At 53.6% G+C, this 24,045-nt stretch carries 25 protein-coding genes; 1 reads left to right on the forward strand and 24 read right to left on the reverse strand.

All coding sequences use genetic code 11. The annotated features are described in order from the left end of the window. Positions 1-22: 22 nt before the first annotated feature. The 9 genes from LDN84_RS17255 to LDN84_RS17295 form a co-directional block, all read right to left on the reverse strand. A complete protein-coding gene (locus LDN84_RS17255) occupies positions 23-862 on the reverse strand; it encodes a competence/damage-inducible protein A (RefSeq protein WP_223904659.1) in 840 nt (279 codons plus the stop codon). Then, complete coding sequence (locus LDN84_RS17260) at positions 828-1,721, reverse strand: EI24 domain-containing protein (protein WP_223904660.1); 894 nt, start codon at positions 1,719-1,721, stop codon at positions 828-830. Before LDN84_RS17260 ends, LDN84_RS17255 begins: the two co-directional genes overlap by 35 nt. Positions 1,722-1,774: 53 nt before the next feature. Further along, positions 1,775-2,731 carry a sterol desaturase family protein gene (locus LDN84_RS17265; protein ID WP_223904661.1) on the reverse strand — a complete coding sequence of 319 codons (957 nt, stop codon included), beginning with the start codon at positions 2,729-2,731 and terminating at the stop codon, positions 1,775-1,777. Positions 2,732-2,733: 2 nt separating this feature from the next. Continuing rightward, complete coding sequence (locus LDN84_RS17270) at positions 2,734-3,570, reverse strand: polysaccharide deacetylase family protein (protein WP_223904662.1); 837 nt, start codon at positions 3,568-3,570, stop codon at positions 2,734-2,736. Then, complete coding sequence (locus tag LDN84_RS17275; protein WP_223904663.1) at positions 3,554-4,504, reverse strand: YVTN family beta-propeller repeat protein; 951 nt, start codon at positions 4,502-4,504, stop codon at positions 3,554-3,556. The genes LDN84_RS17270 and LDN84_RS17275 overlap by 17 nt, the downstream gene beginning before the upstream one ends. Before the next feature lie 149 nt (positions 4,505-4,653). Then, positions 4,654-5,400: a 16S rRNA pseudouridine(516) synthase gene (locus LDN84_RS17280; protein ID WP_223904664.1), complete on the reverse strand. Its 747-nt coding sequence runs from the start codon at positions 5,398-5,400 to the stop codon at positions 4,654-4,656. Positions 5,401-5,421: 21 nt separating this feature from the next. After that, complete coding sequence (locus tag LDN84_RS17285) at positions 5,422-6,606, reverse strand: acetate/propionate family kinase (protein WP_223904665.1); 1,185 nt, start codon at positions 6,604-6,606, stop codon at positions 5,422-5,424. Between the two features lie 13 nt (positions 6,607-6,619). Further along, positions 6,620-8,041, reverse strand: coding sequence for a bifunctional enoyl-CoA hydratase/phosphate acetyltransferase (locus tag LDN84_RS17290; protein ID WP_223904666.1), 1,422 nt, complete (start codon positions 8,039-8,041; stop codon positions 6,620-6,622). A gap of 35 nt (positions 8,042-8,076) precedes the next feature. Further along, positions 8,077-8,484: a hypothetical protein gene (locus LDN84_RS17295; protein ID WP_223904667.1), complete on the reverse strand. Its 408-nt coding sequence runs from the start codon at positions 8,482-8,484 to the stop codon at positions 8,077-8,079. Positions 8,485-8,763: 279 nt separating this feature from the next. Between LDN84_RS17295 and LDN84_RS17300 the strand changes: the two genes are divergently transcribed. After that, the gene (locus LDN84_RS17300) at positions 8,764-8,919 is read left to right on the forward strand and encodes a hypothetical protein (RefSeq protein ID WP_223904668.1); all 156 of its coding nucleotides are present in this window, start codon (positions 8,764-8,766) and stop codon (positions 8,917-8,919) included. A 41-nt stretch (positions 8,920-8,960) separates the two neighbouring features. On the opposite strand, the gene era is transcribed toward LDN84_RS17300, so the two are convergent. From era to plsX, 15 genes are all read right to left on the reverse strand, one after another. Beyond that, positions 8,961-9,908 (reverse strand): GTPase Era, encoded by a 948-nt coding sequence (gene era, locus LDN84_RS17305; protein WP_223913093.1) that lies wholly within the window; start codon positions 9,906-9,908, stop codon positions 8,961-8,963. A gap of 80 nt (positions 9,909-9,988) precedes the next feature. After that, entirely contained in the window at positions 9,989-10,675 is a 687-nt protein-coding gene (gene rnc / locus LDN84_RS17310; protein ID WP_223904669.1) for a ribonuclease III, read from the reverse strand. A gap of 13 nt (positions 10,676-10,688) precedes the next feature. Further along, the gene (locus LDN84_RS17315) at positions 10,689-11,042 is read right to left on the reverse strand and encodes a DUF4845 domain-containing protein (RefSeq protein WP_223904670.1); all 354 of its coding nucleotides are present in this window, start codon (positions 11,040-11,042) and stop codon (positions 10,689-10,691) included. 16 nt (positions 11,043-11,058) lie between these two features. Then, a complete protein-coding gene (gene lepB, locus LDN84_RS17320; RefSeq protein WP_223904671.1) occupies positions 11,059-12,024 on the reverse strand; it encodes a signal peptidase I in 966 nt (321 codons plus the stop codon). Beyond that, on the reverse strand, positions 12,024-13,835 hold the full coding sequence (gene lepA / locus LDN84_RS17325) for a translation elongation factor 4 (RefSeq protein WP_223904672.1): 1,812 nt from the start codon (positions 13,833-13,835) through the stop codon (positions 12,024-12,026). Before lepA ends, lepB begins: the two co-directional genes overlap by 1 nt. A 123-nt stretch (positions 13,836-13,958) precedes the next feature. Beyond that, positions 13,959-15,431 (reverse strand): Do family serine endopeptidase, encoded by a 1,473-nt coding sequence (locus LDN84_RS17330; RefSeq protein WP_223904673.1) that lies wholly within the window; start codon positions 15,429-15,431, stop codon positions 13,959-13,961. Between the two features lie 41 nt (positions 15,432-15,472). Then, on the reverse strand, positions 15,473-16,483 hold the full coding sequence (locus tag LDN84_RS17335; RefSeq protein WP_223904674.1) for a MucB/RseB family sigma factor regulatory protein: 1,011 nt from the start codon (positions 16,481-16,483) through the stop codon (positions 15,473-15,475). Beyond that, positions 16,483-17,166: a sigma-E factor negative regulatory protein gene (locus LDN84_RS17340; protein WP_223904675.1), complete on the reverse strand. Its 684-nt coding sequence runs from the start codon at positions 17,164-17,166 to the stop codon at positions 16,483-16,485. Before LDN84_RS17340 ends, LDN84_RS17335 begins: the two co-directional genes overlap by 1 nt. Before the next feature lie 82 nt (positions 17,167-17,248). Beyond that, complete coding sequence (gene rpoE / locus LDN84_RS17345) at positions 17,249-17,899, reverse strand: RNA polymerase sigma factor RpoE (RefSeq protein ID WP_435405898.1); 651 nt, start codon at positions 17,897-17,899, stop codon at positions 17,249-17,251. A 520-nt stretch (positions 17,900-18,419) separates the two neighbouring features. Then, positions 18,420-19,667: a beta-ketoacyl-ACP synthase II gene (fabF, locus tag LDN84_RS17350; RefSeq protein WP_223904676.1), complete on the reverse strand. Its 1,248-nt coding sequence runs from the start codon at positions 19,665-19,667 to the stop codon at positions 18,420-18,422. Positions 19,668-19,820: 153 nt separating this feature from the next. Continuing rightward, positions 19,821-20,060, reverse strand: a complete 240-nt coding sequence (gene acpP / locus LDN84_RS17355; protein WP_066705508.1) for an acyl carrier protein — start codon at positions 20,058-20,060, stop codon at positions 19,821-19,823. A gap of 111 nt (positions 20,061-20,171) precedes the next feature. Next, on the reverse strand, positions 20,172-20,918 hold the full coding sequence (fabG, locus tag LDN84_RS17360; protein WP_223904677.1) for a 3-oxoacyl-ACP reductase FabG: 747 nt from the start codon (positions 20,916-20,918) through the stop codon (positions 20,172-20,174). A 4-nt stretch (positions 20,919-20,922) separates the two neighbouring features. Continuing rightward, positions 20,923-21,879 (reverse strand): ACP S-malonyltransferase, encoded by a 957-nt coding sequence (gene fabD / locus LDN84_RS17365; protein ID WP_223904678.1) that lies wholly within the window; start codon positions 21,877-21,879, stop codon positions 20,923-20,925. Positions 21,880-21,937: 58 nt separating this feature from the next. Next, positions 21,938-22,915, reverse strand: a complete 978-nt coding sequence (locus LDN84_RS17370; protein ID WP_223904679.1) for a beta-ketoacyl-ACP synthase III — start codon at positions 22,913-22,915, stop codon at positions 21,938-21,940. A 3-nt stretch (positions 22,916-22,918) separates the two neighbouring features. Then, complete coding sequence (plsX, locus tag LDN84_RS17375; protein ID WP_223904680.1) at positions 22,919-23,968, reverse strand: phosphate acyltransferase PlsX; 1,050 nt, start codon at positions 23,966-23,968, stop codon at positions 22,919-22,921. Positions 23,969-24,045: the final 77 nt, after the last annotated feature.

Consider the following 24,045-nt stretch of genomic DNA (forward strand, 5'->3'; position numbering starts at 1 on the left):
AGTGCATTTAAAATTCAAAACCTTAATTTCGCACCAACTTAGGGCCAATTTCAAGCTGAAATGATTCCAAACCAACCAATAAGGCTGCAAAAGCGGGTGCGACTTGCTCAGGCGCTCCTTTGACACCCAGCTCAATATGCCGGCCATATTCGGGATGATCCACACTGGGCAAGCTGAACACTTTGACACCTGGGTGGGCTTGTTCAATCGCTTCCATCAGTGGCGTAAGTGTGGCTTCCATGGCCCCAAAAACAATCACTGATTGCTCCAGCCAAGCTTGGGAGGTGAAAAATTCCTGGTAGTACGTGTCAAGCACCCATTCGATCATGGGCCAGGCCATCACCGGAAAACCTGGCACAAAGTGAACAGACCCCACGCTGAAACCCGGAATCTTGTTGTATGGATTGGGAATGATGTTGGCCCCCTGCGGGAACACCCCCATGTTCAAGCGGTGCAGGTTGTCGGCTTGGCCCGGGTCGTACACACGCCCCTGCTCCAGCGCCACATCGTGCATCCGCTGCTCGATCAACACTTTGGCCTGGGGGTGCAGAGCCAGGTCAACACCCAACGCTTGGGCGGCACATTGACGCGTGTGGTCATCGGGTGTGGCCCCAATGCCGCCCGTGGAAAACACCACATGGCCAGACGCAAAGGCGCGTTTTAATACCGCCGTGATCCGCGCCGGGTCATCCCCCACATATTCGGCATAGTCCAATGCAAGACCCCGATTCTTGAGCAGTTCTATGACCTTGGGCAGATGTTTATCTGCACGCTTGCCGGACAAGATTTCATCGCCAATGATGATCAAGCCAAAAACGGGAGGATGCTCAGTGGCTGGGAGGCAAAGACTGGACTGGTTCATGATCGGTTGTCGCGTAAGTTAAATCCATATCAAACACCTCCGCTGCAGGCACGGGGCGTGACGCACGCTCAGCACGCAGTTGCTGCAAAGCGGAGAGACAAAAATGTGCAAACCACAGGGATGACAATGCAAATACCACGGCATAAATCCAGATGGCCAGCGGTACCAGCACCACAAAAGCCGCGGCCAACAAGGCCCCAGAGGCCCAGATCAGGCTAGGGGCGGCCCCCAGGAAACCACAAAACACGCCAATAGCCATCAAAGACAACCGGTGTCGACGAAAAATTTCACGACGCTCTTCCAGACTGGCATGCTCCGCCAACGCATCAAAGGCCATCACCCGGTAAGTCAACCACCCCCAGATCAATGGCGGCAACACCAAAATCAATGGGGGAACCAGCCACAGCGGCATCGACACCACCAAAGCCACCAGCGCCAACAAGGTCGATAAAAGGGACCAACCCAAGCTCCCCAGGAAAGATCCCCCTTTGCAACGCTCCAACGCTGGGAAACGCTTTTCAGCCACCAGGGAAGTCAAGGCGGGGGTCATCATGAGAGCCACCACCAGCAGCGAAATCACCACGATCAAGGGCGTGACCGCAAAAATCACAATCAACGGAGCCAGCACAGACTGCAACTGACCTACCCCCATGGCTTGCAGCCAGGACGACAGGTTATCAACCATGGTGGAGGCATCCAGCCAGTGGCGAACAGCCTCCAGGGCCAGATCCCAGTACACATACCCGACCCCCAGTGACAGCACCACCAGCAGGATCAAAGGCAAAACCGACAGCAGCATCACACGCGGATGCAAGCAATAAGCAACCGCACGCCAGAAGGAGTCAAACAACAAAGTCATGCCAACAAGCATACCGCAGTCGCCATCGGTTCATCAAACACCCCCCAATCGCTTCAAGCACGCCCGACCAGCCGCATCAAGCCCAGCTTTTGCTGTGCCCAAAAACCCTGACCGTAATCTCGCCCCTGCTCCACCTGGTCGCGCACACCAGTGGGATCAAAACGGCGTTCAAAATTGGCAGTGCCCCAAAGCATGTCCCACCAGGGCAGCAGTACACCGAAGTTGTGACCACCCAGAGTGTGCTTGCCCATGGACTCATGGCCCAAACCAACCGCATGGTGCAAGCGATGAAAGCGCGGGCTGACCCACAGGCGCTCACCCACTTGCCCAAACCAGATGCGCACATTGGCGTGCTGAAAACTTTCGCTGATCTGGGTAAACGCCACAATCGCCACAAACTGTCCAGGCGCAATACCAATAGCCTGCGCGACCACCACAAAAATCACCGCGCGCAGCACGTCATCAAGCAGATGGTTACGGTTGTCACTCCACATGGTCAGCTGGGTTTGAGCGTGGTGCAAGGCATGCAGTTGCCACCACCAAGTCCATTGGTGCTGCGCCCGGTGAATCCAGTAATCGACAAAATCCAAAACCACCAGGTAGATCAGCAAACTGACCCACGCCACATCGGTCACGCCAGGCCAGACCGCATCCAGCTGAAAAGTCTGCCAGCCCGCCACACGCAAGGCACCAAAACCTCGGTCAAACAAAGTATCCAGGGTAAAAAACATCCCCACCCGGAATAAACCCAACCGGTGGATCAGGGTATAGAGCATGTCCACCCGCACTGCCTTGCGGTCGGTCACGGCTTGCACTGGCCAGCCATACTCCAACGGGCCGATCACCGCCACCAGTACCACCAGTTGAATCAAACCCACCAGCAGCCAACCCGTGGCGTTGTAGCCCTCTGGCAGCAAATTCCCGAGCCCCATGTGAAACATCAGCGGCTGCAAGACCAGCTCAAACAAACTGCCTTGCCAATCTGAAAACACGTCTGCCAGCCACTGCATGCCTAGCCTCCTGCGGTAGATGGTTTTGGGGCACCTGCACGCGATAACCACTCCCGATAGGCCGGGTGTTCACGGAGCGTGGCAAAACAAAAACCACGTTCCTTGAGCCCAATAATCAGGGGCTCCAACACCGCCGGTGCCCAGGGATCTTGCCGCGACCAGATACCCAGATGCGCAACCAGAATGTCACCCGCGCGAATATCACGCAAGGCCTTGGCCAACAAATCTGCGTTGCTGAATTGATCACTGGGCAACTCATCCCCCAAAAAACCGGCAGGGGGCCAACCCACGTGGGCAAAACCGCAGGCTTTTGCGGCAGCCAGCAGTTTGGGTGATGTTTTACCACCTGGTGCACGAAACAAGGGCAAGGGCTGCTGGCCGGTGATGTCTTTCAGACGTTCATTGGCGTGCTCCAGTTGCTGGCAATATTGCGCAGCCGTCCAGGTGAAATCACGCCCGGCCAAAGCACCTGCGCTGGGCCGCACCCGGAAGGAGGGTTTGACACCAGGCAGGTCAGCGCGCCAATAAACATGGTCATAGGTATGACTGGCAAATTCATGCCCCTCTGCAGCACGCGCCTTCCACCAGGATGCCCAATGCTGACCCAAACTGCCATCACCAACCTTGGTGCGCTCATTGGCGGCAAAAAAGGTTACCCGCACCCCTTGTCGATGCAAGATGTCAGCCATCAGCGGTGCCACCTCCATATGACCCGTGTCCAGCGTCAGGTAAACCGGTTTTTCACATGTTTTTTGGGCTGTAGCGCTTGTTGTATAAGCGCAAGAAGCTATCAATAAAATAGCTAATTTATGGCCTGTCGAATTACTGGCGTGCAGCATGATCCAGTGTCCAGACCCCGTGGGGGGATTTTCCGACCTTGACCTGGTGCACCACTTTGTGCAAGCGGGTGTCAATAACGCTGAGTTTGCCTACCCAGCGTGAGGCCACATAAATGAAATGACCGTCGGGGGTAACCTCCATGTCATCCGGGCCATCGGGTGCCGGGTAGCTGTCCACCACCGTCATGCTCTGGTAATCGATCTTGCTGATGGTGTTGCCAACGCGGTTGCTCACAAGCACATGGCGTTTGTCCCCCACGGCGCGAAAGGAGTGTGCCCCTGCCCCGGTTTTCAGCAATTTGACAAATTTTGGCGTGGGGCCGGTTATGTCGTAAATCTCGACACCCACGCCCCCCGTCAGTGCCACCAGCAAAAACTTGTCGTCCGGTGTGCCAAACACATCGGCTGGCAAAGAGCCGGTGGGATGTCGCCATTGGAGGGTCTGGGTTGCAAGGTCAATGGCGATCAGCTCATTACTGTCCTGCATCGTGGAATAGACCGTCCGGCTGCCGCTGTCGATCCAGACGTGACTGGGTGTTTTGCCACTTGAAATGCGTTTGGCCAAAGTCAGGTTGAGGCCATCCCAGTGGTAAATGTCCACGTGGTTGAGCCGATTGCCATTGATGACAAACCATTTCATGTCCGGTGAAAACCGCAGTTGATAGGGGTCCAGAATGCCGGTCACCGTACGCTGCACGACCGCAGTTCTAGGGTCGATAAACGACAAAGAGTCGCTCAAGGCATTGGCAATAATGAGCGATTTTTCGTCCGGTGTCAGGTACAGGTGATGTGGTTCTTTGCCGGTAGGAATGCGTTTAAGCTCCGTCCAGCTCACCGGGTCGACCACACTGACATTGGCATCCAGTGAATTGAGCACAAACACCGGCGGTGCAGCCAGCACCTGGCATGACAGCGCACAGGCCACTGAAGTCATTAAAAAAGTGAGCAATTGACGCACATTGGGCCTTGATAAAAAAAAGGAAAAACGGTGAGATGAATGGCCCGATTCAGGCCGCACAAGTCATCTGTTGACAAGCAAAATGGCGCGCGAGTGTAGCGCTTTGGGGATGCCACAAACCGCCCTCAAGCGCCTTGAATACTGAGCAAATCCTGGGCTGTCAACCAACGCCACTGACCAGGAGCCAGATCATCGGGCAGCCGCAAGCCACCAATTTGGGAACGGTGCAAACCCTCCACCCGGTTGCTGACCGCTGCCAGCATACGTTTGACCTGGTGGTATTTGCCCTCGGTGAGCGTCAGACGCAGATGAAACTCGGACACCGCTTCGCAAGCAGCGGCACGCACCGGCTTGGGGTCATCGTCCAGCACCACGCCCGAGAGTAATTGGCTCACCTGTTTGTCGGTCAACGGATGTTTGACGGTGACCTCATACACCTTGGGCACATGGTGACGCGGCGAGCTCATGCGGTGGATGTACTTGCCATCATCGGTCAGCAGCAGCAAACCGGTGGTGTCCTGATCAAGCCGGCCAATGGCCTGCACACCTTGTACGGCACCCTTTTGCGGCCGCTGACGCAAAGGCGCTGGCAGCAAGGTGTAAATGCTGGGGTAGGTAGAGGGTTTTTGCGAGCACTCGGTACCCGTCGGCTTGTGCAGCATGAGGTAGGCCTTGTCGGCATACGGCCAGTCCACACCCTGCACCTGGAAGCGCAACCCTTCCGCTACAAATTCTGCAGCTGCTTGCGTACATTTGACGGGCATTAGAGGGTTATTTTGCTCATAAACTTGAACAAAACCCTGCTGAATCAAGCCCGCGCAGACACGGCGGGTGCCAAAACCCTGCGAGTAAAGAATGTCTTGAAGTTGCATGGGATGCGTATCTTCGAGCCGTCAGGCTGCCAACAGTTTGGCAGCCTCACGTGCGGCCACCACGCCTTCATCGGTGGGCACCACCCAGACTTCGACACGACTCTCTGGCGCATGGATGGCCATGATCTGATCACCCGTGGCCTGGCTATTCAATACCGGATCAATCACCACCCCCAACCAAGCCAGGCGCTGACCCAGCTCGGTGCGTAAGGTCACATCGTGTTCACCGATGCCGCCACTGAAAGCCAGCACATCCAAGCCCTGCAAACAGGCCACCATGGCCCCACATTCACGTTGCAGGCGGTAGGTAAAGATGTCAACGGCCAGTTGGGCAGATGCCGACGGATCGGCCCGCAAACGGCGCATATCAGCCGAAATGCCCGACACACCCAACAGACCGCTTTGTTTGTAAAGCATTTTTTGCAAGCGGCCATGATCCCAGCCTTGCTCCAGCAAATACAGCATCACCCCCGAATCCAGGGTGCCAGGGCGAGTGCCCATCATCAGGCCGTCGAGCGCAGAAAAGCCCATGGTGGTGGAACAACTCTGGCCCTGCTTGGCCGCGCATAAGCTGGCCCCATTGCCCAGATGAGCCATCAACACACGACCACTGGCGCGCGGGCTTTGCGCCAACAGCACACCCATCACGTATTGGTAAGACAGGCCGTGGAATCCATAACGACGCAAACCTTGCGCGTAAAGTGCTTCGGGCAGGGCAAAGCGGTAGTCCACTTCCGGCAGGCTGGCATGAAAAGCCGTGTCAAAACAGGCAACTTGAGGCACCTCAGGAAACGCCTTGGCAAAGGCGCGCACGCCTTCCAGATTGTGTGGCTGATGCAGTGGAGCCAAAGAGTTGAGTTGCATCAAATCAAACAACACGGCCTCAGACACCACCACACTGGCACGGTATTGAGCGCCACCATGGACCACCCGGTGCGCCACCGCCTGGATTTTGGCGGTACCAAGCAATTCCGTGAGCAATTCACGCAAGGCCAGCAAAGCCTGGGCAAACACCGATGTCGTACCCAGAACCAAAGATTTTTGGTACGCTTGCCCCTGAAAATTCCAGGTCATTTCTGGTGCACCACCCGGCTCCAGGCCTTCAATACAGCCACTGAGCACCTGGGCTTGAACTTGCCCCGCACTGAGGGGATAAAGCGAAAATTTGAGCGTGGAAGACCCCGCGTTGACGGACAAAATCGCCATGTACTAAGGCTCCTTACCAAACAGATCGAGGTTGATCACGGCGGGCGTTATGCGCCACCAACAAAGCCAACAAGGCCGAAGCCACCCGGTTGGATGGGCCATCTGCACGGCTGGTCAGGGCAATCGGCACACGCGCGCCCAACACAATGCCTGAGCCACTGGCACCGGCCAGGTATTCAAGCTGTTTGGCCAGCATGTTGCCGCTTTCCAGGTCGGGCACCGCCATGATGTCGGCATGCCCCGCCACCACGGAGTCAATGTGCTTGATTTGCGCGGCTTGCATCGAAATGGCATTGTCAAAAGCCAACGGACCATCAAGTACACCACCGGTGATCTGCCCACGCTCGGCCATTTTGCACAGGGCGGCAGCATCCAATGTGGACGGTATGTTGGGGTTGACCATTTCAACGGCCGACAGAATCGCCACCTTGGGCACAGCCACGCCCAGAATGCGGGCAAAGTCGATGGCGTTCTGGATGATGTGCACCTTCTCTTGCAAGGTCGGGTGAATGTTCAACGCGGCATCGGTGATCAGCAAGGGCTTGTGGTACAGCGGCACATCAAAACGAAACACGTGCGACATACGTCGCCCTGTGCGCAGGGCTGGTTTGGACAACACCGCGTGGATCAACTCATCGGTGTGCAAGCTACCCTTCATGAGAATTTCGACATCCCAGTTGGCGGCCATTTCAGCCGCTTTTTCCGCAGCGGCATGGCTGTGCGGTTGGTCAATGAGTTCAATCCCGGTCAAGTCGATACCCGCTTCAGCAGCTACGTGACGAATACGCACTTCGGGGCCAATCAGCACCGGCACAATCAGGCCATAACGCGCTGCATCCATGGCACCACTCAAGGAACCCTCATCACACGGATGAACCACTGCACAGCGCACCGGCTCCAGTTTTTCGCCCAGCGCCAGCAAATCCCGAAAACGGGCTTGCGGGTCATACACCTGAATTTGCGGGGCGTCCATGCGAGGCAAGCGCACTTTGGTGGTGGGTGCCAATACTTTGGCAACACCACTCAACACACGTTGTCCATGCTGATTCACCACATCACAGTCAAGCTCCACACTTTTGTGAGTAGAGTCCATGGACATCACCACAACCGTCACCGTTAGCGTGTCTCCGACACGCACTGGTTTGACAAAATGCAGCACCTGATCCTGGTAAATCGTGCCTGGCCCTGGAAACTGTGTGCCCAAAAGCGCAGAAATCAGCGCACCGCTCCACATGCCGTGCGCAATGACACCATGAAACAAGGTGTCATTGGCATATTCAGGATTCAAATGCGCAGGATTTGTGTCGCCAGACACAGCAGCAAACGCTGAAATATCTTGCAGTGTCAACGTGCGCAACAAACGGGCACTTTGCCCAATGTGAATTTCAGGATAGGTGTAGTTTTCTATCAGTTCATTATCTTGAGGCAGATTCATATCAATCCAGATTATTCACAGAACACATTCAAAAATCATTTGATCTCAAAAAAATCATTCAGACCCAAACCATCTGCACCAAGCTTGAAGCCTTGACGCGCCATGTGCTCTTCTGCTTGTACCATGGCCTGCCGGGTCACTGACCAACCGTTATCGGTCAGACTGGTGGTCTCCATGTGGTAACGCAATAAAAGCAAGCCTCGTAATTCCTCGCGTTTGTGCGCTTGGCGTCGCTCCGATGTCACCCGGACAGCGGAGGCATTGTCACTGGCACGTCGGCGTTCGTTTTCAACTACCCGAATTTGCGGCTGGGCCATTAACGCATCGACGGCTGCACGGTCGTTCAGGGCCACATTCAGCGCCATGGCCAAGCGTGCAATACGGGCATTGAGTGCTTCCATGGATGCGCCCAATCGTTGGGTCAAGTCATCATCAATCTGCATAACGTACCTTTACATATTCGCCAAATACATCGCCAAGCGAGCAACTGGCTTCTAGGTTATAGGCTGGCACAGGTGTACCAGAGTGATCTTTGGACAAACGATGCATGGGGTTGCAGCGCCGGGATAAGCTGCTTCCGACACAATTCCGGCATTATGACCACCAACGACGACACCTTGTCATGGGCCTTCAGAAACTGAAAACACCCGACCAGCGTGGAACCCGTCCCATAACAGGCATACGCCATCGACTCACGACAAGTTTTGAACTATGCATTGTGAATGAACACATCCGTCGCAGAGATCACTGAAATTGGTCTGCGCTGCCAGCAAGCTGACCGTGGTCACCTCGGCAGGTGGCCCAAGCTGTGGACACCGTCCTTGCAACAATCAAGCCAAACCACGTCACCGGTGCATACACCACACCTCTGGTTTTAAAGTCTATCCTTTTGCCAACGAACGGGCAACGTGCTCCGTGCTTACTCGTAGCCAAACGAGCGTACCCGGGCTTCATCATCGGCCCAACCTGAGCGCACTTTGACCCACATCTCGATGAACACCTTGCAATCGAACAGCTTTTCAAGCTCGACACGAGTTTCCATGCCGATGCGCTTGATGCGTTCGCCCTTGTCGCCAATCACCATGGCTTTGTGACCATCACGCTCAACGACGATGGTGGCGGCAATCCGCAGCAGGCGCTTTTGCCCCTTTTTCTGCGGCGCTTCTTCTTCAAATTTGTCGATGATGACGGTGGAGGTGTAAGGCAACTCATCCCCTGTCAGGCGAAACAGCTTTTCGCGCACCATTTCAGAAGCCATGAAGCGCTCGCTGCGATCCGTCAACTCATCGGCGGCATACCACCAGGCTTGCTCAGGCAGGTATTTGGCGCAGATGTCCAGCAAGCGCTCGATGTCTTTGGCACTCTTGGCCGACATGGGAACATACTCGGCAAAAGCATGTTTGCCTTGCATAGTCTGCAACCAGGGGGCAATGTCACCCCGGCGATGCACGTTGTCGAGCTTATTGGCGATCAACAAGGTGGGAATGGATTTGCCCAACAACGCCAACACGCGTGCATCCGCTGGTGTAAAACTGCCAGCTTCAACCACAAACAGAATCAAATCCACATCGGTCACTGCACCCTGCACAGTTTTGTTGAGTGACTTGTTCAAAGCATTGCCATGCAGCGTCTGAAAACCCGGTGTGTCGACAAATACAAACTGGTTGGCACCCACAGTATGCATGCCGGTAATGCGGTGGCGCGTGGTTTGCGCCTTGCGCGAGGTGATACTGATCTTTTGACCTACCAATGCGTTAAGTAGCGTCGATTTACCGACATTAGGCTTGCCCACAATGGCAATCAAACCACAGCGTTGGCCCGCGACAGGGGCCTCGGCCTGACCTGCAGGACGCATGTCACGGCGCATGCCGGCCAACAGTTCTTCAAGGTTACTTTGAACCTCAACACCCGTATCTTCTGCGTGAGCAGCTATTTTTTTTGTAGTAGTCATTCATTCACCCTGGATTTAAGTGTTTGCAACATGGCCGCGGCGGCAGCTTGCTCTCCGGCGCGGCGAGAGCCGCCAATACCGCGCTCGCACAAGTTGAGTTCAAGAATTTCACACTCCACATCAAAGGTCTGCTTGTGCGCAGCGCCCAGCGTGGCGACCACCTTGTAGCCGGGCACTTTCATGCGCCGCGCTTGCAACCACTCTTGCAGCTCGGTTTTGGGGTCTTTGCCGATGGCATCCATGGCCGGGTTGATTTCTACCGCCTGGTACAAGCGCTGCACCAGGGCTTGTGCGGCAGCAAAACCGGCATCAAGATACACCGCGCCGATCACCGCCTCCAGCACATCGGCCAGGATGGAGGGGCGTTTTTGCCCGCCTGAGCGCATTTCACCTTCGCCCAGGCGAATCACTTCTGGCAAACCCAGTGACACAGACAACTGGTGCAAAGTGTCTTGCTTGACCAAGTTGGCACGCACGCGGGACAAATCACCTTCGGGCAAACTTTGCAGGCGGCGGTAAAGCATGTCAGCCACTACCACCCCTAGCACCGAATCGCCCAGAAACTCCAGACGCTCGTTGTGATCGGCAGAGAAACTGCGATGCGTCAACGCACGGGTCAGCAGGTTGGAATCCGTAAATTGGTGTTGCAAGCGCTTTTGCAGCGCAGTCAAGGCCTGGTTCAAATCAACACCTGCATCAATGCGACCTACCTGCGTATTTAAGAGTCAGGTAGGCTGGGCCAGCCAAATGAATTTCACGTTGATAAGCAAAACTAACCACCAAATTGTCATTGTCTTTAGTCACTTCAATATCTTTAGCTGAAATGGACGTGATGTTGTCGATGTTGGCAGCCTTGTCAAAAATCTGGCGTGCTTCGGCGATGGTGCTGCCCGCTTTGGCTTTATTCACGGCCTTGAGAACAGCCTGAAATTCAATCACGGTAGGCACGGCCTGAGCCACCACCACCCCTGTGGCAGCCAACACAATAGCGACAAACAGCAAAGTAATGAAGGACATCCCACGCTGCCGGAATTTAAGAGCACTTGTCATGACGTTTCCCCTTGAATCAGTTAAAAGAACCAATGCGTTTGAGGCTACTGAAATTCATCCAGACAAAAAAGGCTTTCCCCACAATGTTTTTGTCAGGCACAAAACCCCAGTAACGCGAGTCCGCCGAGTTGTCACGGTTATCCCCCATCATGAAGTAATGACCCTGCGGTACTTTGCAGACCACCCCCTCGACACTGTAGCTGCAATTGTTTTTGAACTCAAACTCACTCGCCCCCAAGACGTAAGCTGGGCGTGCCGGATCATTGAGCAAACGGTGTGGCTTGTCACCCAATATTTCTTCATATTGGGGAAAATAATGCATCACATCTTCGTCAAAAAACTCGGGCAACGCGTTGGTTGCCAGAGGTTTGCCGTTGATCGTTAAACGCTTGTTCAGATAAGCCACTTCATCGCCCGGTACACCCACTACCCGTTTGATGTAATCCAGGCTGGGTTGAGGGGGGTAGCGAAACACCATCACATCGCCCCGTTGAGGCGGTGTACCTTCTGTGATTTTGGTGTTGAGTACCGGCAAACGCAAGCCATAGTGAAACTTGTTGACCAGAATCAGATCCCCCACCAACAAGGTTGGAATCATGGAACCCGAAGGAATTTTGAAGGGCTCGAACAAAAATGAACGCAGAATGAATACCCCAATAATGACGGGGAACAGTCCTGCCGTCCAATCCAGCCACCAAGGCTGTGCCAGAATCTTGTTTTTGGCCTCAGACACATCGCTATCCACTTTGGCAATACCCAGTTTGCCCAGCTCTTCAGCACGCTTTAGCGCATTGACTTCCAGGTCGGCAGCTGCTTTTTGACGTTGCGGCAAAAAGTAAAAGCGTTCAGCCAGCCAGTAAATGCCTGTGACCACCGTGGCAAGAAACAGCAGCAGGGCAAAATTGCCATCCACTATGCCAAAGTACCAGGCCCCCACGTAGCCAGCAAAAACCGCCAGAATGACAGAAGTTAGGACTTGCATCACGCGTCCACCTTCAAAATGGCCAAGAAAGCTTCTTGCGGCACTTCAACCGAACCAATTTGCTTCATGCGTTTTTTACCTTCTTTTTGTTTCTCAAGGAGTTTGCGTTTGCGGGAAATATCGCCGCCATAACACTTGGCAATCACGTTTTTGCGCAGAGCCTTGATGGTCTCGCGGGCGATGATGTTAGCCCCAATGGCAGCCTGGATCGCCACGTCATACATCTGGCGCGAGATCACTTCGCGCATTTTGGCGACCACCGCACGACCCCGGTATTGCGATTGCGAGCGGTGCACGATGATCGATAAGGCATCGACCTTTTCACCATTGAGCAAAATGTCCACCTTGACCACATCAGAGGGGCGGTACTCTTTGAACTCATAGTCCATCGACGCATACCCGCGTGAGACGCTTTTGAGCTTGTCAAAAAAGTCCATCACAATTTCACCCAGCGGCAGGTCATAGGTCAGCACCACCTGACGGCCTTTGTAGGCCATGTTCATCTGCACACCACGCTTCTGATTGCACAGCGTCATGACCGGCCCAACGTATTCCTGCGGCATGTACAGGTGCACGGTGACGATCGGTTCACGGATTTCGTCGAGTCGGCCCTGGTCAGGCATTTTGGACGGGTTTTCCACCATCTTGACTTCACCGTCGGCCTGCACCACCTGATAGACCACGCTTGGTGCGGTGGTGATCAGATCCTGGTCAAACTCGCGCTCCAGACGCTCTTGCACAATTTCCATGTGCAACAAGCCCAGAAAGCCGCAACGGAATCCAAAACCCAGGGCTTGCGACACTTCAGGTTCGTAGTGCAGTGATGCATCGTTGAGCTTAAGCTTCTCCAGGCTGTCGCGCAGACCTTCGTACTGGTTGGCTTCGGTCGGGTACAGACCGGCAAACACCTGCGGCTGAATTTCCTTGAAACCTGGCAAGGGTTCTGTGGCCGTCAGGGCTGCGCCACCGGTTCCGGGCTTGATGAGGGTGATGGTGTCACCTACTTTGGCCGCTTGCAGTTCGCGAATACCGGCAATGATGTAACCCACTTCACCGGCTTCCAACGCCTCACGCGGCTGGTTGGCCGGGGTGAACACGCCCAGGTTATCAGCGTTGTAGGTGGTACCTGTGGCCATCATCTTGATGCGTTCACCTTTGGCTAGGCGACCATCCACCACGCGCACCAACATGACCACACCCACATAACTGTCAAACCAGCTGTCAATGATCATGGCACGTAATGGGCCATTCGGATTGCCTTTGGGTGCCGGAATACGCGCCACCACAGCCTCCAGAATGTCGTCCACCCCCATACCACTTTTGGCCGAACAAGCAATGGCATCAGAGGCATCAATACCAATCACGTCCTCAATTTCTGAGCGAGCGTTGTCCGGGTCGGCGTTGGGCAAGTCCATTTTGTTAAGCACCGGCACCACTTCCACGCCCAAGTCCAGTGCGGTGTAGCAATTGGCAACGGTTTGCGCCTCCACCCCCTGGCTGGCATCCACCACCAACAGTGCGCCTTCGCAGGCCGACAAGGATCTGCTGACTTCATAAGAAAAGTCCACATGACCGGGGGTGTCGATCAAATTCAGGTTGTATACCTTGCCGTCCTTGGCTTTGTATTGCAGCGCCGCCGTTTGCGCCTTGATGGTGATGCCACGCTCTTTTTCGATGTCCATCGAATCCAGCACCTGGGCTTCCATTTCGCGCTCTTGCAAGCCGCCACAACGCTGGATCAAACGGTCTGCCAGGGTTGACTTGCCGTGGTCAATGTGAGCAATGATGGAGAAATTTCTGATGTGATTCATCAATGGAAACCGAAAGAGTGAATAAAAAAGACGGAAACAGAAAAAAGGGCGCGGTCAAACGTGACGCGCCCTGAATCAACTTGTTTGGCAACTGCTAAAGTTGATCCTCTATTGTAGGCAGAATCATCGACCGGACCGAATCACCGTGTACTGCGCCCATTCACCACGGCGGAACAAGACATTGATCGCCTTGGCTTTATCCAATTTGACAAGCACAGTTTCTAGCTCTTTCACGTTAACCACCGACACATTGGCCACGGCCAGAATCACATCCCCCTCACGTAATCCAGACCGGGCAGCAGCAGCATCCACGGCATCCACTTGTACGCCACCTTTGATGCCAAGTTCTTTTTTGTCGGCATCGGTCAGGTCGCTCACGATTAATCCGAGTGCCTGCGCAGCTGTAGCTTCTTTGGCTTTACCTGGTTTTTCAGCAGCTTGGGCAATTGGTTTTTCCGTCTCAATTTCAGCGATGACAACACTCAGATCTTTGTAACTGCCACGGCGAAATACGGTCAAAGTGCTTTTGGTACCTGGCTTGGTACTGCCCACCATGCGGGGCAGATCACTTGATTTTTCGACCGGCTTACCATCAAATTTCACAATAATGTCGCCCGCCTCCACCCCAGCCTTGTCTGCGGGAGCCCCTTTTTCAACACCACGAACCAACGCACCATGCGGTTTTCCAAGTCCGATGGATTCCGCTACTTCTTTGGACACTTGGTCAATTTGCACGCCAATGCGGCCACGCGTCACTCGACCAGTGGCGCGTAACTGCTCGCTGACGCGCACCGCCTCGTCCATGGGAATCGAGAACGAAATGCCCATGGAGCCCCCGGAGCGGGAATATATCTGGCTATTGATGCCCACCACTTCACCGCGCATGTTGATCAACGGACCACCTGAGTTGCCAGGGTTGATCGCCACGTCGGTCTGAATGAAGGGCAAATAGTCGCCTGTGTCGCGCTGCTTGGCACTCACAATGCCAGCAGTTACGGTGTTATCCAGTCCAAACGGTGAGCCAATGGCCATGACCCATTCACCCACTTTGAGGCGGCTGACATCACCCACCTTGACGGCAGGCAGGCCGGAGGCCTCAATCTTGACCACGGCCACATCACTACGCTTGTCTGCACCAATGATCTTGGCTTTGAACTCGCGCTTGTCTGTAAGCGTGACCAGAACTTCATCAGCACCTTCCACCACATGGGCATTGGTCATGATCATGCCGTCAGCAGTCAGAATGAATCCAGAACCCACACCACGGGGTTGTGCATCCTCCTGTCGCGAACCGTGACCAGGCGGCATCTGATTCTGCCCACCAGGAACATTGGGTATAGGCAAGCCAAACCGCCTGAAAAATTCAAGCATGTTGGGATCCAGCCCGCCTCCTTGAACGGGTGTGTTAACAACCTTTTCAAGCGTACGGATATTCACCACAGAGGGACCAACTTGTTCGACCAAATCAGTGAAATCAGGCAGTGCTCGAACCTGTGCTGCGGCCTCGCGTACAGGCAGCACCATGGTGGATACAGTCGCTAACATCACGCCACTGAGCGCACAAGAACACCAAGTTTTCCAATTTAAAAGCGTCATTTAAGGCCTTTCACAAACTACACACGCACATAGATAGGGACTTACTTTTTTCTCTCAAGACTTTGGGCCAACATTTGCAAAGTGTGCTGCGGTACCTCACCCACAACAGTCAACCACCAATGCCCCAAACGGCGTGATTGCATATGTGTTGCCCCAAAAGCCATCTGATCATGCGATTGTTGGGCATGACGAGCAGCATCATAGGGTTCTATGAACAACGACACCGAGGCCAAACCGTCAGACAGCACCCACTGCAAAGGTGAAGCCTTGATGCCTTTCACATGATCCTGGCGTTTAACACAACTCATGGTTTTGAAACCAGGCACCATCGTCTTGAGTCTCCAGCCTTCTTTGTCCGCAGTTGTGCTGATAAGTTCCGTTTGTTTGACCACAAAACCAGCCGTGTTGCCCATCATGGCATTCAGTTTGCCCCAACTGAGCGGTTGAGCCAATTGCAAATCAGAAAACGCGGCTTGCTCCAGAACCCTCTTCTCAGAATCAAGGGTCTGCAGTTTGAGAACGAGGCCAGAGATCTGCTCGGTCCAAACCCGGTAAGAAAATCGCCAATGATCCCTGGGTAGGAGTTCAACCACATCCGCTCTTAACCCTGCGACAAGCTCCCCTTCGCTTGCTTGCAATTGATAAAACCGGGCAATGGATACGTCAGCTCGGTTGATCAAATTGGTAAAAATTCCGAGAGATGCACGTTTTTCGGCAACCACTACCCGGTCTTCAGGAAAATAAGTCATCACCTGATCGTTGCGGCGAAAAGTTGTTCGTGGGATACCAGACAAGGCATCGACCCGCTCTATTTGTTGCGTCCCTTCACACACATGCCAGATACGGGCTGCTGACTTGGCCTGTCCAGCTGTGACTTCAAATGTGCCAACGTATGACTGCTGTTGACTGGACTGATGCAAACGTAGCAACCACTGTGCGATGTGGGGTTGTGCAACGTGCTGAGTGATGAGGTCAACCGGTATGGAGGGAACCTGTGCATATGACTGTCCAAACAATATTGCCAGCACCCCACAGCAAACCCGCAAAAGCATCAACGCAATCTCTCCGTAAACGCCGCTTGCTGTAAAAATCCAACGGGCATCTGCAGGGTTGTAGTGCCACCAAACTGCCGATGCGCAGCCAATAGAGCATCCAGTTGCGGGTCTCGAATCATCACTTGTGGTTCAGTATTCGGTACCAAAGCAGAGGAACCATCACTGCGAATCAGTACCTGTTCTGGGCGGGATCTCAGCACATTCGCCTGTGCCATTTGTGAAGACACTTGGAGCATTGGCGCGCTTTGCTGCTGGGCAAATTGTGGTGCTGCTGCGGGATCAGCTGAATTGTCCCCATGTAATCCCTGCCAAACCAATACAGCCGCAATGGCTACGGAGGCAACACCCGCAACCCGCCGCCACCGAGGTTCATTGGCAGCCTGAATATTTTGATGTTTTTGAGCTTTAGTGCTTATAGAAGCTACGTCAATAGCTACTATTTCAATAGCATTTTGCGCCATACGATGGCGCAACTTAAGTAAGAAGTCAGGATCGTGTTTTTGCACCGGTGTCTGATTGGAACGCATCACATCACCCACCATGTGGTAGATATCCCAGTCGTCGCGCGCCTGTTCACGGCGCTCCAGATCCGCCAGGACTTGTGCAAATTCCTCGTCCGGCAGTTGCCCATCCATAAGCGCTGAAATTTGTTGCGAGCGTTGTGTAGTTTGATCAAGCATGCGTCACCTTCATTTCAAATCAGGCCTTTTTTTCCACTAACCACATTCCTTATCTGTCCTCTGCACAGCTTCTTCTGTCAACTTACCAGCGTTTGCCGGTTTGCTTCTCCAGCATAGGCTTTACCTGGGCCGACACTGCCTCACGTGCTCTGAAAATCCGCGACCGCACCGTCCCCAGAGGGCAAGCCATCAACTCGGCAATTTCTTCGTAACTCATACCGTCTATTTCCCGCAATGTCAGCGCCTGCTTCAAATCAGCTGGTAAAGATTCCAGTGCTGCATTCACCACCAGCGCAATCTCTTTGGCTGCCAACACCGATTCAGGCGTTTCACTGGTGGTTGGTTCGTATTTGGTGTGAAAAGTTTCATCCTCGTCATCACTTGACTGCATGGCAGCTTGTGAAATGGTCGGATCCCGTTTGAGTTCGAGCAAAAACTTCTTCGCCGTATTGACCGCGATGCGGTAAAGCCAAGTGTAAAACTGGGAGTCCCCTCTAAACTGATGTAACGCACGGTAAGCACGAATGAAGGTTTCTTGGGCAATGTCATCGACCAAATCCACATCACGTACCATGCGACCAATCAAACGCTCCACACGCCGCTGGTACTTGATCACCAGCAACTCAAATGCAGCCTGATCACCAGCCACTGTGCGCGCCACCAGCAACGCATCAGGGTTGTCCGGTGCCAGAGGCAGTACGCCTGGCGGCTCAACAGGGTTCAGGGGACTCACTTGGAAATGCGCTCAGGTGAAGTGATCAGACTTGACTGAGCGGTATTGTGGTGATTGCGCTGATCGTGAATGGCACGTCGCAAGGCCATCCATCGGCTAGGGCTGAATGAACGGTCAAGCCAGACCCAGTTTGCGGAGGTGGTTTCTGTGCTATTCAAATACAACAACATGGACCTTTGCAAATCAATGACCGGCACCGGCTGCACTCTCCAGGAGGAATCCGTGAATGACACATGCCAAACTGCTCCGTCCCATGTCAGATGACCCGCTGGCGTATGCCACCATGACCAAACTGCCCAGATACCCGTGACACAGATCCCAACCAAAGCGACCACTTGTGGCCACCCAAATAATAAATCAGCAGCCAGACTCCATGCCACCAAGGTCAGCACCTCGCACCCGAGCAACACGCCCAGTAATCCCCCTTGAAAAGCAGAACGCCCCGTCGGAAAGGCAACCGCTGGGGCGTTATGCATAGCGAATCAAGGTGACAAAGCCTTCGGACTGCACCGAATGGCAGTCAAGGTGCGCGTTTAAACACCAGTGAACCGTTGGTGCCACCAAAGCCAAAATTGTTTTTCACAGCGACTTCAATTTTCATGTCCCGAGCAGTATTGGCACAGTAATCCAAATCACATACGGGATCTTGATTAACGATGTTGATAGTCGGCGGACTCTTTTGATGGTGCAGCGCCAACACCGTGACCACAGATTCCAACCCACCAGCACCACCCAACAGATGACCGGTCATGGACTTGGTGGAGTTCACCACCACACTTTTGGCTTGCTCGCCCAACGCTGCCTTAATGGCATTGGATTCATTGGTATCCCCCAAGGGAGTCGAAGTACCGTGAGCATTAACGTAATCGACTTGGTCAGCGTTGATACCCGCGTTGTTCAAGGCACTCACCATGGCACGACGTGGGCCGTCCATGTTAGGAGCCGTCATGTGACCGGCATCTGCACTCATGCCAAAACCAGCCAACTCGGCATAAATTTTGGCACCACGGGCTTTGGCATGTTCATACTCTTCAAGCACCATGACACCAGCACCCTCGCCAAGCACAAAACCGTCCCGATCTTTGTCCCATGGACGCGAGGCCGTTGTGGGATCATCGTTACGCGTACTCAAGGCACGCATGGCTGCAAATCCACCCACACCCAGAGGCGACACGGCAGCCTCTGAACCACCCGCAATGACCACATCCGCATCACCGTATTCGATCATTCGACCAGCTTGACCAATGCAGTGCAGCCCTGTCGTACAGGCCGTCACAATTGCCAGATTAGGTCCTTTGAACCCAAACCGGATGGACACGTGACCCGCAATCATGTTGATGATGGTTGAGGGCACAAAAAATGGCGAGATTCGACGTGCACCACGCTGAACATATTCAGCATGCACATTTTCAATCATGGGCAAGCCGCCAATACCAGAACCAATCACACATGCAATACGGGTTGCGAGCTCGTCACTCAAGGCATCTCCCGTGGGCAAGCCTGAGTCTGCTACAGCTTGTGCTGCAGCAGCCACTCCATAGTGAATGAAGGTGTCCATGGTGCGCGCCTCTTTGGCACTCATATAGGACTCAATATCAAACCCCTTGACTTCACCTGCAATTTTGCAGTTGAAAGTAGAGGCATCAAATTTGGTGATCAAGCCTACGCCCGACTGACCAGCCAGCAAACTAGCCCAAGTAGTGTCAACCGTGTTTCCAACGGGACTGACACAACCCAAACCGGTGACAACAACACGACGACGGGACATAGGGATCAACAGTCAGTGGTTTGTGTGAAATAAGCCAGCCCTAGACAAATGGCTGGCTGAGAATGGGGTTGCGTCAGTGAAGGCTATAGGGACACGTCACCTAAGCTCCACTGACTGTTGCGGCAACCTCAAGGGCAACCGCATAACAAGGCCTTAAGCCTTTTTGTGGGTATTGGCGTAATCGATAGCGTTTTGCACTGTAGTGATCTTTTCAGCATCTTCATCAGGGATTTCGATACCAAACTCATCTTCAAGTGCCATCACCAGTTCAACGGTGTCCAAAGAGTCTGCACCCAGATCAGCCACAAAGGCTTTTTCGTTGGTGACTTGGGATTCTTCAACACCGAGTTGTTCGGCAATGATTTTTTTAACGCGTGCTTCAATATCGCTCATGGATTCCCTCTGAGGGTTGTAAAAAGATTAATGATTTTAGCCGGGCTTGAAAATGACTTTTCAGGCTAGCTATCAACTCTAAAAAATACAGCTGTTTATAAACGATCTCGCTTACATGTACATGCCGCCATTCACATGCAATTCTTGACCAGTGACATAGGCTGCCTGGGGCGAGGCCAAATAAGCCACCGCATGTGCAACGTCAGCCGGTTTACCCAAATGCCCAAGGGGTATTTGGGTTAGCAACGTTTTTTGCTGCTCATCGGCTAACTGTGCCGTCATGTCGGTTTCAATGAAACCTGGTGCCACACAATTCACCGTGATGTTGCGTGAACCCAGTTCACGTGCCAATGCGCGGGTCATACCCGCTACGCCCGCTTTAGCCGCTGCGTAGTTGGCCTGACCCGGGTTGCCTGATGCACCGACCACCGAAGTGATGCTGATGATGCGGCCATAACGCTGCTTCATCATGGTACGCATCACCGCTCGACTCATACGGAATACGGCTTTAAGGTTGGTATCCAATACCGCATCCCATTCGTCGTCCTTCATTCTCATGGTCAGGTTGTCACGAGTGATACCAGCGTTATTAACCAAAATCTGCAATCCACCGTGCTCTTTCACCACATTGTCAATCAGTGCATCAACACCCGCTGCATCATTGACATTGAGCATTCTTCCGTTGCAACCAGGATAAGCTGCCAAGGTTTGCGATAGTTTGACCGCCCCCTCCTCGGTGGTGGCCGTACCAATAACCGTCAAACCACGTTTTGCCAGTTCAAGGGCAATGGCAGCACCAATACCGCGCGAGGCCCCGGTCACCAAAGCCACTTGACCTTCAAATTTGATCTCACTCATATGTTTATGCTTCTAATACAAAAGTTTTCGCTTCAGTCAGGCTAGCCATGTCCAGCAAAGGCATGCCTTGCAATTCGGAATTGATACGCTTGGTCATACCCGCCAGCACCTTGCCGGGACCACACTCCACCAAGGTGGGCAAACCGCGAGCGGCAATGGCTTGAACACACTCCACCCAGCGCACCGGGCCGAAGGCTTGACGGTACAAGGCATCCCGAATTTTGGCCACATCCTGCTCAACAGCCACATCGATGTTGTTGACGAGGTCTATTTGGGGGGGAAGGAAAGAGGTTTCCTCCAGTTTAGCTTTCAGCTTCAGGGCGGCCGGCTTCATCAAACTGGAGTGGAATGGTGCCGACACCGGCAAGGGTAAGGCACGTTTGGCCCCCATGGTCTTAAGCAGCACACAAGCCTGCTCAACGGCCACCTTGGAGCCTGCAATCACCGTTTGCCCAGGGTCATTGAAGTTCACGGCCTCTACAACCTCTGCAGAATGCTCACCCAATGTACGTGTCACCTCTGCGCAGCCTGCAACAACTTTGGCGGCCTCCAGCCCCAAAATAGCCGCCATGGCCCCTTGCCCAACCGGCACCGCCTCCTGCATAGCCTGAGCTCTGAAACGCACCAAGGGTGCGGCCTGTGTCAAGGTTAACGCGCCAGCGGCCACCAGGGCCGAATACTCACCCAAAGAGTGGCCCGCAACCGCTTGCGGTGGTATTCCTACTTCAGCCATCCAGACCCGAAAAGCTGCCACACCAGCAACCAACATGACGGGTTGCGTGTTGGTGGTGAGTGCCAGGATTTCCTTGGGGCCCTCTTTGATCAAACGACCAATGTCTTCGCCCAAAGCATCTGAGGCCTCCTTCAATGCATCGCGTACCTGGATGTGATCCATCCAACCGTCAAGCATGCCAACTGATTGCGAGCCTTGGCCCGGAAATACAAAAGCAAATGATTTCATGTTATTTCAAAATTCATAAGAAAATGACCTCTAGTGCTTATATTTATTGCGTAAATAGCTACAATTTAAGTAGCACAGCACCCCAGGTAAACCCCCCACCCACAGCTTCCATCAATAAGGTTTGCCCAGGTTTCACTTGGCCTGCGCGCACAGCCGTATCCAGAGCCAGAGGAATCGATGCAGCAGAAGTGTTGCCATGTTGATCCACCGTCACCACCACCTTGTCCATCGGTAATTTCAGCTTGCGCGCCGTGCTTTGCATGATGCGGATATTCGCCTGGTGTGGAATCAACCAATCTACATCCGCAGCCACCTTACCCGCTTTGGCCAATACCGCACGAGCTGCCTCATCCAGCACACCAACCGCCAATTTGAAGACAGCTTGGCCATCCATACGAAGCAAAGGCTCACCCATCACCTGACCGCCACTCACATTCCCGGGCACACACAAAATATTGGTGTACTGGCCATCGGCATGGATATCCGTCGCCAAAATACCCGGCTCAGAGGAAGCCTCCAGCACTACCGCTCCAGCACCATCACCGAACAAAACACAGGTTGTGCGGTCTTTGAAATCGAGCAATCGCGAAAAAATTTCAGCACCAACCACCAAAGCTTTTTTGGCCGTCCCGGTTCGAATCAGGGAATCTGCCAAAGTTAATGCATAGATGAAACCACCACACACCGCCTGAACATCAAATGCTGGCCCACCTTGATTGCCAAGCTTGCCCTGCAAAATACAAGCCGTAGAGGGAAAGACCATGTCTGGCGTGGACGTTGCCACGATGATCAAATCAATGTCTTTGGCTTCCACGCCAGCAGCTTGTAATGCCTGACGCGAGGCGTTCAGCGCCAAATCACTGCTGTAAACACCAGCATCCACAAAATGCCGGGCACGAATACCAGTTCGTTCGACAATCCACTCGTCGCTCGATTCCAGACCTTGCGCGGCCAGATCTGCCACCAGATCGGCATTGGTCAGACGGCGCGGGGGCAAATAGCTGCCGGTTCCCGTGATTTTTGAATAAATTTTCATAACTCAGCCCGTAACGACCAGTTCAGCCTGAGGCGACACCGCAGAATCACTCAAAAGAGGTGCTGCATGTGCAATCCTGACGCGAACTTGATCCAACAAATTATTTCGGGCCGCATCATACGCCCGCCCCAAAGCGAACCCAAACGCCACTTCATCGGCTGACCCATGGCTTTTGAAAACCAGCCCACGCAAGCCCAACAAGGCTCCGCCGTTGTATCGACGGTGATCCATGCGTTTTTTAAGCGCTGATATGACCGGATAAGCAGTTATGGCTGCAAATTTTGTGAAAATATTGTGAGAAAACTCCTTTTTCAAGAAGTCAACAATCATTTTGGCCAAACCTTCGCTGGCTTTGAGTGCCACATTACCTACAAAACCATCACAAACCACAATGTCTGCCGTGCCCTTGAAAATATCGTTGCCCTCGACATTGCCATAAAAATTCAAATCCCCCGATTTGGCAGCAGATCGCAACAACTCTCCGGCCTTTTTAATCACTTCATTGCCCTTGATGGCCTCTTCTCCGATATTGAGCAAACCCACGGAAGGATTTTCTTCGCCGCTCAAAACCGATACCAATGCAGAACCCATTACTGCGAACTGCAGCAAGTGAGCCGCAGAACAATCCACATTGGCCCCCATGTCGAGCACCGTGGTGGCGGCTCCTTTGGCATTAGGAATTTGTCCAGCAATGGCTGGGCGATCAATACCATCAAGCGTTTTTAAAAGATAGCGTGAAATCGCCATCAAAGCCCCAGTGTTACCAGCAGATACGACCGCCTGAGCAGCACCATCTTTCACCTGAGTGATCGCCACGCGCATGGACGAATCTTTTTTCCTGCGCAGGGCCACTTCAAGCGGGTCGTCCATAGTGACCACTTCACTGGCCAGAACCACTTTCGCCCTCACATGCGCAAAACCCGCCATACTCTCCGGCAAACCCACCAAAATCAACTGAACATCTGGATGCAGGTTCAGAAAATGCATGCAGGCAGGCAAGGTGACACGGGGGCCGTGGTCACCGCCCATACAGTCAACAGCAATAGTGATCATGAATTACAAGTCGCCCAACAAACAACAATAACAAGCCCAACGTGTGTCAGACTAAAAAAGGGAAACCACAAATACAA

The sequence above is a fragment of the Rhodoferax lithotrophicus genome, assembly GCF_019973615.1.
Classification (GTDB): Bacteria; Pseudomonadota; Gammaproteobacteria; order Burkholderiales; family Burkholderiaceae_C; genus Rhodoferax; species Rhodoferax lithotrophicus.